The sequence below is a fragment of the Pseudoduganella buxea genome (genome assembly GCF_009720835.1).
GTDB lineage: Bacteria > Pseudomonadota > Gammaproteobacteria > Burkholderiales > Burkholderiaceae_D > Rugamonas > Rugamonas buxea.
Window position 1 is genome coordinate 1 of record NZ_WNKZ01000135.1, and the last position, 11367, is coordinate 11367.

Below are 11367 nucleotides of genomic sequence, written 5' to 3' on the forward strand. Positions count from 1 at the left end.
GGCCAGCAAGGCGCTCTGCAGCGCTGCATCGTGCCGGCCATGGCGGTGGTGCCGCGCTGCAGAGCGCCTTGCTGGCCGCCGCCGAGGCGTGGCAGCAGGCCGGTGCCGGCGCGGGTGATCGCGTCGGCGTCATCGTCGCCGGCTCCAACCTGAACCAGCAGGAAGCTGCCGCGGCGTGGGCCCGGCATGCCACGGGCAAGGCGGTCCGTCCCAGCTACGCCATGCACTTCATGGATACCGACTACGTGGGCGCGCTGAGCGAGATGCTGTCCCTGCATGGCGAAGGCTTCACCGCCGGTGGTGCCTCCGGCAGCGGTGGCGTCGCGCTGGCGCTGGGCCGGCGAGCCCTGTTGTCGGGCGACGTGGACGCCGTCCTCGTGGTGGGCGTGCCGATGCTGCTGTCCGGGGCGGAAGCGGCGGCGTTGACCGCGGTCGGCGCCGCCTACAGCGGCACCGCCGCCACGGGATGCCGGCCCTTCGACCGCGACGCCGCGGGCTTCGTCTACGGCCAGGCCGGCGCGGCCATCGTGCTGGAACGGCAGACGCAGGTGCGCCGGCAGGGCCGGCAAGCGCTGGCCTTGCTGGCCGGGGCCGCGATGGGGTTGGACGGCAAGCGTGGCACGCATCCCAGCGTGGCGGGCGAGGCCGCCACGATGCGCGCCGCGCTGGCACAGGCGGGGCTGCCGGCGCACGCGATCGACCTGGTCAGCGCGCATGGATCGTCCTCGGCCACCGGCGACCAGGCCGAAGCGCAGGCGCTGCGCGAGGTCTTCAGCGCGGCGCCGCGCCAGCCATGCATCAACGCACCCAAGGCCTTGTTGGGACATTGCCTCGCCGGTGCCGGCGTGCTCGAAGCGGTCGCCGTGGTGGCGCAGCTGCAGCAGGGCTTCGTCCATGGCCACCCGACACTGGATGCGCCCATCGACGCGGCCTTGCGCTGGTGCGGCAAGCGCCATGAAACGCGGTCGCTGGGCGCGGCGCTGTCGAACAGCTTCGGCTTCAGCGGCATCAATACCAGCCAGATATTTGTCCATCCGGAGTACCAGCCATCGTGAAAAAATCCTGGATCGCGGGGCGGCGCGCCGACCCTGCCACCGTCAAGTTCCGCCTGATCGGCCTTGCCCACGCCGGCGGCGGCAGCACCCTGTTCGCGCCCTGGCGCGGCGCGTTCGGGCCGGAAGTCGAAGTCTGCCCCGTCGTACTGCCCGGCCGCGAAGCGCGCATGGGCGAGGCGCCTTACCGCAGCATGGAAGCCTTGATCGGACCACTGATGGAGGCACTGCTGCCCGAACTGGACGTGCCGTTCGCACTGTTCGGCCACAGCATGGGCTCCATCGTCGCCTTCGAAGTGGCCCGGCGTGCCGAAGCGCTCGGCCTCCCGCTGCGGCAGCTGCTCGTGTCGGGCCGGCGCGCGCCGCACCTGCGCAGCCGCCGTCCGCCCGTGCATGCGATGGAAAACGACGCCTTCCTTGCCGCCATCGGCAGCCTGGGCGGCACGCCGCCACAGGTGCTGCAGGACGAACAGCTGTTCCGTACCTTCATGCCCAGCCTGCGGGCGGACTTCGAACTGAATGAACGCTATACCCCGCTGACGGGCCGCACGCTGCTGTGCGACATGGCCGCGTTCATGGGTCGCGACGATACCGAAGTGAGCGAGACGGAACTGATGGCATGGCGTGAAGTCACGGCCGGCAGGTTCTCGCACAGCGTCCTCGAGGGCAACCACTTCTATTTGCTGGACCAGCCGCAGCGTCTGCTGGCGTTGCTGGGACGGCACTTGAAAAGCGCACGCGATGACAGGGCGGTCGTTATTGATTGACAACAATTTTTCACGCAAATATTATCAACTGAGCAATGCTAAATTGCCGGTCCAGAAGGTTGATTTCCATCCAGGTGTCTTGCACCTTTTCCCTTTCGAGGAGTAGATATGTCCCAGCCCTTAGCCGTACTTGATTCCGACAACGTTGTTCTGTCTGCCCGCCACCAGACCAGCCTGCCCTACGAGAAGATCCTGCATTCGGCCAATAGCGGACTGGTGGTACACCGTCGCGCCATCGCGAAGGCCGAGTATCGCTCCGAGGCACGCGCTTTCGCCCGCGAACTGGGCGAATACATCACGTCGAGCCAGGTCGGGGTCGCGTCGGTATTCGTCTACGAGGAAACCTTCGGAACGAAGGACGTGATCCACTGGATACTGCACATCACCAACCTGGAGGCCTATTCGACGATGGTGCGGATGGGCAACAGTGACCCTGGCTTCCGCAATATCTTCTTCAAGCAGCGGATCGACGAGAAGAAGGGCGGCGGCACGTGGGACCGCATGTTTGTCGACGGCAGCATCACGGAAACGGTGCTGCTGCCGCAGTTCTACGGCATGTACGGCACCGCGACGGCCGGCATGGCGGTGCCGACCGAGGAAACCCGTTCGGGCGGGCTGATCCTGCCGCCAGCGCAGCACCAGACTTCGCTGGCACCGGAGGACACGCTCAATTCCGTCACGGCGGGCATCGTCATCCACCGTACCGGTCAGCTGAAATACGAGTTCCGCGCGGAGGGGCGCCAGTTCGCCCGCGCCGTCGCGGAAATCATCAATGTCAACCAGCGCGGCCTGGCGTCGGTGTTCCTGTACGAGGAAGCGTTCGGCCGTTCCGACCGCATCCACTGGCTGATTCACCTGAAGGACCTGTCGGCGTATTACTCGCTGATCGACATGCGCGCCGCCATGACGCCGGAAGTGGCGGCCGTGTACAGCAAACAGTGGATTTCGCCGGAAAAAGGCGGTGGCGACTGGAGCCGCATGTTCATCGACGCGACCCTGGAAGATATTGCGCTGACGCCGCAGCACTGGAATATGTACGCCACGCAGATGCCGCAGAAATAAGCGCTACCGGCATGGCCCCGCACCGGCAACGGTGGGGGGCCACTGGCTCTCATCGAAAATCCATCATGTAGGCGGACGAGTCATGAACAGTATCTTCTTTGCAGCGACCTTCTTGTTCCTTTGCTTGCCCTCAGTGATTGCCCGTCTGTTCCGGATGGAGAAAATCTTCCCCCTCGTATTCGTGCAGCTGGTGGTGGGACTCCTGATCAAGGAAAGCGGCGCACTGGCATGGCTGCGGGCGCACGACGTCGATGTGCTCGCCGGGCCGCTGGGCTTTTCGCTGCAGGGCCTGGGCTGGATCGGCGTCGTCATCATGATCGCGCTGGCCGGCAGCGAGTCGATGTCCAATCCCACCAGCCGGCAGACGCTGCGCTTCCTGCCCATCAGCGTGGCGGGATTCTTTTCCACCTTCGTCATCGGCAGTTTCGCCGGCTATCTGCTGGTCAGCAACATGCCTGGCCTGATGGGGCCGCAAGCGACACCGGTGCGCTGGGCCCTGACCCTGGGCGTGACGCTGGCCGTGACGGCACTGCCTGTACTGATCTCGATCCTGCGTGAGACGCGGCTGGCCACGACTGAAGTGGGCAAGCTGGCCGTCAATTGCGCCATGCTGGACGATGTCTGGCTGTGGTTGGGCATTGCCCTGATCTTGTCGAGCAACACGCATGCGATGCCGGGTGTCATGCTCGGCTTGCTGGTCGTGTACGGCGCCACCATGTTCCTGGTCGTCAAGCCCGTGTTGAAACGGTGGCATGCCGCCGCGGCCGGGCGTGCCCGCAATGGCGTCATGGTGTTTGCCGCCCTGGTGTGCCTGTCCGCCATGGTGACCGACCTGATCGGCCTGCACCCCTTGCTGGGGGCGTTCGTGGCCGGGGTCGTGCTGCCGAAGGACATGCTGCAGGAGTGGCGCGAGCCGCTGGCCACCTTCAGCCATACCCTGCTGTTGCCGTTTTATTTCGTCGTCACGGGCATGCGACTGCAGCTCGATTTCGGCGACCCGTCGTTCTGGATGCTGACGGCCTTCGTGACGACGACGGCAGTGGTGTGCAAATGCGCCAGCGTGACGCTGGCGGGTCGCGCGCTCGGGCTGCCATGGCGCGACGCGGGCACGCTGGGGTGCCTGATGCAGTGCAAAGGCTTGATGGAACTGATCGCGATCAATATCTTCCTCGATGCCGGCATTATTGGCCCGCAGATTTATTCGGCGCTGGCAATGATGGCCCTGATCAGTACGCTGATCACGGCACCGTCGATGACGTTGCTGACACGCCGGCAGCGGGCCCAGCCGGCAGCGGCAGGCGTGGCGGGCTGACGTGATGACGTCCGGCGCACAACGTCCGTTCCGCATCCTCGGCCTGCAGCAGATCGCCATCGGCGGCACGTCGCAGGCGGCGCTGAAGGCGTTCTGGGGCGACCTGCTGGGGCTGGCCATGGTGGGCCAGTTCCGCAGCGAGCGCGAGAACGTCGACGAAGCCATTGCCATGCTGGGCAGCGGCCCTTTCGCCGTCGAGGTCGACCTGATGGAACCAGTCGATCCCGACCGTTCGCCCAGCGTGCACCAGCCCGCGCTGAATCATATCGGCTTGTGGGTCGATGACCTGCCCGGCGCGCTGGCATGGCTGGCCGGGCAGGGCGTGCGGGTCGCGCCGGGCGGCATCCGCCGCGGCGCGGCCGGCCACGATATCGCATTCCTGCATCCGAAAGGCAACGAGGCCTTTCCCATCGGTGCCGGCGGCGTGCTGGTGGAACTGGTGCAGGCGCCGCCCGCCGTGATTGCCGCCCACGCGCCCTAGCGGCGCTGGAATCGCTGCAGCAGGCGATTGGCGGCGGCCACGGGGGCCATGCCGCCGTGCGCGACCTGGTCGAGCAGCGGCGGCAGCGCGTCCTGGACGGCGGGGTCGGCATCGAAGCAGCGGCGCAAGCCGTGCTCGATGGTTTGCCACATCCATGCCAGTGCCTGCAGGCGGCGGCGCTGGTCGAATTCGCCGGCCGCGCGCATGGTGTCGCGATAGCGGCAGACTGCCTGCCACACTTCCAGGATGCCGGTATCGGCGCGGGCGCTGCATTGCAGGACGGGCGGCGTCCAGTGCGGGCTGCGCGGCCGGACGAGGTGCAACGCCGCGCGCAGTTGCTCGCTGGCGAGGGCGGCCGCACCCGCATCGAGGTCGGCCTTGTTGCAGACGACAATGTCGGCCACTTCCAGCACGCCCTTCTTCAGTGCCTGCAGCTCGTCGCCCGCGTTGGGTAATTGCAGCAGCACCAGCACATCCGTCATGGACGCCACTGTGGCCTCGCTCTGGCCGACGCCGACCGTTTCGACCAGCACGATGTCGTAGCCGGCAGCCTCGCACAGCAGCAAGGCCTCGCGGCTGTGGGCCGCCAGGCCACCGAGCGCGCCGCCGGCGGGGGAGGGACGGATGAACGCGCCGTCCTGGCGCGACAGCTGCTCCATGCGCGTCTTGTCGCCCAGGATCGAACCGCCCGCCAGCAGGGAGGAGGGGTCCAGCGCCAGCACCGCCACGCGGTGTCCCGCCGCCAGCAGATGCAGGCCCAGGGTTTCGATAAAGCTCGACTTGCCGACTCCGGGAACGCCTGAAATGCCCACGCGCAGTGCCTTGCCCGTATGGCCCAGCAGCGCGTCCACCATGGCCTGGGCACGCAGGCGGTGGTCCGGCCGGCGCGATTCGGTCAGCGAAATCGCCTTGGCCAGCGAACGCAGGTCGCCCGCCAGCAGCCCGGCTGCCATGGCGGCATCCCCGGCAGGCAGGACGCCCAGCCCGGCGCAAGTCTCAGGCATGGCCGGCACTGCCGTCCAGCACGGTCTCGATCTGCGCCAGGATTTGCGTCGCGCTATCCAGGATCGGCGTGCCGGGTCCGAAGATGCCGCGCACGCCTGCCGCTTGCAGGAAGGCGTGATCCTGCACGGGAATGACGCCACCGGCGAACACGACGATGTCGTGGGCGCCCGCCGCCCGCAACGCGCCGATCAGGGCGGGCAGCAGCGTCTTGTGGCCGGCCGCCAGTGTCGACACCCCGATCGCGTGCACGTCGTTCTCGATGGCCTGGCGTGCCGCCTCGGCCGGGGTCTGGAACAGGGGGCCGACGTCGACATCGAAGCCGACATCGGCAAAGGCGCTGGCGACGATCTTGGCGCCGCGGTCATGGCCATCCTGGCCCAGCTTGACGACGAGGATGCGGGGGCGGCGGCCATGCTGGCTGTCGAACGCGACGATGCGATTTTTCAGGCGTGCCCAGTTGAGGTCGTCCTTGAAGGCCGCGCCATACAGCCCGCTGACCAGCTGGGTGGCGGCCCGATGGCGGCCCCACACGCGCTCGAGCGCGTGGCTCATCTCGCCCACGGTCGCGCGCAGTCGTGCGGCCGCGATCGCCAATTCCAGCAGGTTGCCGGTGCCGTGTTCGGCCGCGGCCGTCAGCGCGGCCAATGCCGCGTCGACGGCGGCCTGGTCGCGCCGCTCGCGCAAGGCGCGCAGCATGGCCAGCTGGGTGTCGCGCACGGCGGCATTGTCGATGTCGCGCGGGGCGACGGCTTCCTGCGCCGCGCCGCGATACTGGTATTTGTTGACTCCGACGATCACTTCCCTGCCGCTGTCGATGCGGGCCTGTTTTTCCGTGGCCGAGGCCTCGATCTTCAGCTTGACCCAGCCGGACTCGACGGCCAGCGTCATGCCACCCATCGCTTCGATTTCCTCGATCAGCGCCCAGGCGCGGTCGGCCACGTCCTGCGTCAGCTTCTCCATCATGTAGGAGCCGGCCCAGGGATCGACGACATTGGCGATCTGCGTTTCCTCCTGCAGGATCAGTTGGGTATTGCGCGCGATGCGCGCCGCCGCTTCGCTGGGCAGCGAGATCGCTTCGTCGAGCGAGTTGGTGTGCAGCGACTGGGTCCCGCCGAACACGGCGGCCATCGCCTCGATCGTGGTACGCACGACATTGTTGTACGGCTCCTGCACCGTCAGCGAGGAGCCGGCCGTCTGGCAGTGCGTGCGCAGCATCAGCGATTTCGGCGAACGCGCGCCGAAGTCCGTCATGATGCGCGACCACAGCAGGCGGGCGGCGCGCAGCTTCGCCACTTCCAGGTAGAACGACATGCCGGTGGCAAAGAAGAATGACAGGCGGCCGGCAAAGGCGTCGACGTCGAGCCCGGCCGCCAGCGCGGTGCGGACGTACTCGATGCCGTCCGCCAGGGTCAGCGCCAATTCCAGTGTCGGGTTCGCGCCGGCCTCCTGGATGTGGTAGCCGGAAATCGAGATCGAATTGAAGCGCGGCATATGCCGCGACGTGTACGTGATGATGTCGGCGACGATCCGCATCGACGGTGCGGGGGGATAGATATAGGTATTGCGGACCAGGAATTCCTTGAGGATATCGTTCTGGATCGTGCCGCTCAACTGCTCCTGGCGCACGCCCTGTTCCTCGGCCGCCACGATGAAGCCGGCCAGCACGGGCAGGACGGCGCCGTTCATCGTCATCGATACGGAGACCTGGTCCAGCGCGATGCCGTCGAACAGGATTTTCATGTCCTCGACGGAGTCGATGGCGACCCCGGCCTTGCCGACATCGTCCGTCACGCGCGGATGGTCGGAATCGTAGCCCCGGTGGGTCGGCAGGTCGAAGGCGACGGAGATGCCCTGCGCGCCGCCGGCCAGCGCCTGCCGGTAGAAGGCGTTCGATTCGGCGGCCGTGGAGAAACCGGCATATTGCCGGATCGTCCACGGTCGTGTCACATACATCGTCGGTTGCGGCCCGCGAATGAACGGCGTGAAACCGGGCAGGGTGTCGGTGTGGGGCAGGCCGGCAGTATCGGCGCTGGTGTACAGGGCCCGCAGCACGATGCCTTCGGGCAGCGGCGTATCGAGCCGCGCCGGGTCCTGCTGCGGCGCTGCCCGTGCGGCGGCGTCACGCCAGCTGTCGAGCGTGGAGGGGGCATGGGCAGGGTGCCGGCGAGCGTCGGTCATAGTAGTTTCGTTCATGCGACATCGTTGAGAGAATGTAGCTGCTGAAAACGGTGAAACAATACTGATGAAGCAGACTCAAAGCTTGGTTTCCAGCTTGATTGTCCAGGTTGCTCTTGTGCTGGTCGCCGTGGCGGCCCCTTGCGTCAGCAGGCCGGTCGCAACGATCCGGTCGCTCAGGTAGTCCTGCGCGAGCAGGTTGCGGCCGCCGATGCGCAGGTTGGTGTTGGCATCGAACTTCCACAGCGCGTAAATGTCGAGCTGGCGCTTGGCACCGGTAACGACGCGTTCGACGCTGCTGAGCTGGACGGCGCCGGCGGGGGTCCAGTTATAGGTGCCGCCAATGCTCAGCGGCAGCTTGTTGAGATGGTAGTCGATGCCCAGGTTGCCGGTCTGGCGAACTTGCTGGTCGAGCCGGTTGTCCGGGCCCGGCACCTGGTCTACGCTGGACCAGAAGTAACTGTAGTTGGCACGCAGGTCGACCTTCGGCGCATCCTGCCACAGCTCGGAGGCCATCAGCTTGGCTTCCAGCTCGATGCCGCTGGAGCGGGCATCGCCCGCATTGGCGGGACGGGACACCCAGCGCAGGCCCTGTGCCGTCTGCACCAGCGACAGTTCGCGCCGGATCAGGTCGTCGATACGGCGCACGAAGCCGCCCGCGCTGACGATGCCGCTCTTGCCCAGGTAGTGTTCGTATGCCAGGTCCAGGCCTTGCGCCAGTTCCGGCTTCAGGTCGGGATTGCCCATGCGGTCGGGGCGGGTGGGGCCGTTCAGGCGGCTTGCCAGCGGCGTCGCCAGCAACTCCGTCAACTGCGGCGCGCGGTAGGCGCGGCTCAGGCTGGCCCTGACTTGGTCCTTCGTCGTGCCCGGGATGCGCCATACGGTGTGCAGGATGGGGCTCAGCACGGAAGCGCGATTGGAGATGGCGCGCGCCTGTTCCTCGGCCTTGATGCGCAAGCCTTCCCAGCGCAGGCCCAGATAGGCGGACCATTGGGGCGTGATCTCCCATTCATCCTGCACGTACAGGCCCAGGCGCAAGGTGTCGGCACTGACTTCGCCACCGGCGTCGGCGAATATGGGCGCGCCATTGCGCAAGGCGTCGGTGCGGCGGCGGCTGTAGCCCGCCTCGGCATCCCAGCCCGCGGCAATGACGTGCCCCTTTGCCAGCGGCCGCGTGTATTTGGCACCGTTGGTGATGCCCCAGCCGCGCGCCTTGTCGCGGTCGTCGTAGCGGTCCAGCAGGACGCCGGCGGCATCGTACTGGTCGCGTGCCGCCGTCGACTCGGTACGGCCGGCGCCCAGGCTGAACTTCACGTCGAGCTTGCCGCCCTGTGCCATCTTGTGCAGCCAGTTGCCGGTGCCTCGGAAGAACACGGCGTCGGCGTCGCCGTTGCCGAAGACCCGGGCGTATTCCGGCGCAGCGCTGCCGATGCGCTGCGCCAGCGTGCCCCGGATGCTGTTGTGCGAATGGCTGGCCGACAGCGCGGGCTGGAAGTTGAGCGTGTCGCCGTTGGCGAACCGGTACGTGATGCGCGGCGCGACCTGCAGCATGTTGTTGCGCGGCTTGATATGGTCGGTGGCGGTTTCGGCACGCACGACGGTAGCGTCGGCCAGCATGTCCACATACGAGGTCGTGCTGTCGTCCTTCTCGATGTTCGACGTGGCCGTCGCCGTCAGCAGCCATGTGAGTGCGCCGTTCTTGCCGGGCAGCGAAATGGAAACGATCGGGCTGTGCTTGCCGTCGTCGAACGTGTCGGTCAGCCGCAGCTGGACGTCCTTTTGGCGGTAGCCTTCGCGCAGCACGATATTGATCGTGCCCGCGATGCCCTGCGCGCTGTATTCGGCCACCGCGCCCCGGATGATTTCAATGCGTTCAACCTGTTCCGGCACCAGCGACTCCGGCGAGAAACCGGCCTGGGGCCGCTCGCCGTTGACGAGAACCTGGGTATAACCATTGCCCAGGCCGCGCATGCGGATTTCGCCGCCGCTGCGGCCAGGAGCGCTGTTGATGGTGATGCCCGGCAGCCGTTTCAGGATCTCGCCCATGCTGGTGGCGCCATGCCGGTCGATCTCGGCACGGCCGATCACGGTTTTCGCGGCGGTGCTGTCCTGGCGGGCCTGGGTATCGGAGATTGCCGTCCCCGTGATCGTCACCGCCGTCACCGGCGCGGCGGCGGCCGCGGGTTCGGGCCGCGGTGCAGCGGCGGAACCGGCTGCGCTGGCCATCGCTTCCTGCGCCTGGGCAGAGATATTGCCGAGCAGGGCGAGACAGGCCAGCGGTAGGAGTCGGGTCATGGGGGAAGAGCCCTCTCTAGAGAAATGTTGTTGTAGAGAAGTCTAGCAGAGCATTTTCGGCAAGTGTTTTTTTATTAATAACTGTCCAAATTATGTAACGCTTTCAATCGATGGCGAAAATTTCTCTGCAGTGAAGTCCGCGGTGCGCTAGGAATTCAGCCCGGCATCGCCTGTCGCACCGTGCTTTCGTCGCATGCCTTGCTGCTTCGACCATTCATACCGTCCAGCGGGGCGGCTCGCGACAGCCGGCAGTCGTTCGCCGTGCCGGACAGCGACCGGGCGCAACGCTACCCTGGGCGCGGACCGGTTGAGGTACGTCACGCGGCCGACCACGAAAGCTCTTGTAAACAGTCAAAGTACGGTAAACTGCATGGTTCCGAATTCAATCACGCAACGGACGCGCGCAAGGGTTTGCAGCGGGGCTTTTGATGCAGCTCGGCAAATTTGCTTGGACTGTTCGATGCATTATTAATAATCTTATACCCGAGAAATATTCTGGGTAAGCAGGAGTTTTACATGGCGTCAGTCAACAAAGTCATCATCGTCGGCAACCTGGGCCGTGACCCGGAGATCCGCTATATGCCGAGCGGCGATGCCATCGCCAATATTGCCGTTGCCACCTCGTTCCGCAGCAAGGACAAGAATACCGGCGAGCAGAAGGAAGTCACTGAGTGGCACCGCATCTCGTTCTTCGGCCGCCTGGCCGAGATCGTTGGCCAGTACCTGAAGAAGGGCTCGTCCGTCTACGTCGAAGGCCGCCTGCAGACCCGTAAATACACGGACAAGGACGGCGTCGAAAAGTACGCGACCGACATCATCGCGCAGGAGATGCAGATGCTGGGCGGCCGCCAGGGCATGGGCGAAGGCGGCGGCATGGGTGGCGGCATGGGCGGTGGCGACGACATGGGCGGCTACGACGCGCCACCAAGCCGTCCGGCTCCACGCCCGCAGCAATCGGCCCCGGCCCCGCGCCCGGCTCCGAAGCCGGCACCGAACTTCTCCGATATGGATGACGATATCCCGTTCTAATATAAGCACAACTTGAAACGCAGCGCCCCGCCAGTCCCGGACTTGCGGGGCGCCTTTTTTTTGGCGCTGTGCCCCGGTCGCAAGGAACTTGTTGGCTCGACCATTGTCATACCGTAAGTTGGCATGAACCAAGACGGAGGTGGGCATGGAAATCGACGAGTACCAGGCCGTACGGACGCAGTGCCTGGC

9 protein-coding genes are annotated in these 11367 nt (G+C 66.1%); 6 read left to right on the forward strand and 3 right to left on the reverse strand.

Going from position 1 to position 11367, the window contains the following annotated elements; all coding sequences use genetic code 11:
* From GM672_RS25790 to GM672_RS25810, 5 genes are all read left to right on the forward strand, one after another.
* Positions 1–1055 (forward strand): beta-ketoacyl synthase N-terminal-like domain-containing protein (locus tag GM672_RS25790; protein ID WP_155473385.1); only part of this gene is annotated, 1055 nt, incomplete at its 5' end.
* Positions 1052–1819: a thioesterase II family protein gene (locus GM672_RS25795; RefSeq protein ID WP_211517431.1), complete on the forward strand. Its 768-nt coding sequence runs from the start codon at positions 1052–1054 to the stop codon at positions 1817–1819. The genes GM672_RS25790 and GM672_RS25795, both read left to right, overlap by 4 nt.
* Before the next feature lie 108 nt (positions 1820–1927).
* The gene (locus tag GM672_RS25800; protein WP_155473386.1) at positions 1928–2881 is read left to right on the forward strand and encodes a DUF6039 family protein; all 954 of its coding nucleotides are present in this window, start codon (positions 1928–1930) and stop codon (positions 2879–2881) included.
* Between the two features lie 82 nt (positions 2882–2963).
* The gene (locus tag GM672_RS25805; RefSeq protein ID WP_155473387.1) at positions 2964–4193 is read left to right on the forward strand and encodes a cation:proton antiporter; all 1230 of its coding nucleotides are present in this window, start codon (positions 2964–2966) and stop codon (positions 4191–4193) included.
* Between the two features lie 4 nt (positions 4194–4197).
* Complete coding sequence (locus tag GM672_RS25810; RefSeq protein ID WP_155473392.1) at positions 4198–4674, forward strand: VOC family protein; 477 nt, start codon at positions 4198–4200, stop codon at positions 4672–4674.
* Here the strand turns inward: GM672_RS25810 and meaB are convergent.
* The 3 genes from meaB to GM672_RS25825 all read right to left on the reverse strand — a co-directional run bounded on the left by meaB (position 4671) and on the right by GM672_RS25825 (position 10149).
* A complete protein-coding gene (meaB, locus tag GM672_RS25815) occupies positions 4671–5678 on the reverse strand; it encodes a methylmalonyl Co-A mutase-associated GTPase MeaB (RefSeq protein WP_155473388.1) in 1008 nt (335 codons plus the stop codon). The two genes, GM672_RS25810 and meaB, sit on opposite strands and share 4 nt — an antisense overlap.
* Positions 5671–7857 carry a methylmalonyl-CoA mutase gene (gene scpA, locus GM672_RS25820; protein WP_155473393.1) on the reverse strand — a complete coding sequence of 729 codons (2187 nt, stop codon included), beginning with the start codon at positions 7855–7857 and terminating at the stop codon, positions 5671–5673. The genes meaB and scpA overlap by 8 nt, the downstream gene beginning before the upstream one ends.
* 75 nt (positions 7858–7932) lie before the next feature.
* The gene (locus GM672_RS25825; RefSeq protein WP_155473389.1) at positions 7933–10149 is read right to left on the reverse strand and encodes a TonB-dependent receptor plug domain-containing protein; all 2217 of its coding nucleotides are present in this window, start codon (positions 10147–10149) and stop codon (positions 7933–7935) included.
* 516 nt (positions 10150–10665) lie between these two features.
* Between GM672_RS25825 and ssb the strand changes: the two genes are divergently transcribed.
* Positions 10666–11178, forward strand: coding sequence for a single-stranded DNA-binding protein (gene ssb, locus GM672_RS25830; protein ID WP_155473390.1), 513 nt, complete (start codon positions 10666–10668; stop codon positions 11176–11178).
* The last annotated feature ends 189 nt before the right edge of the window (positions 11179–11367 follow it).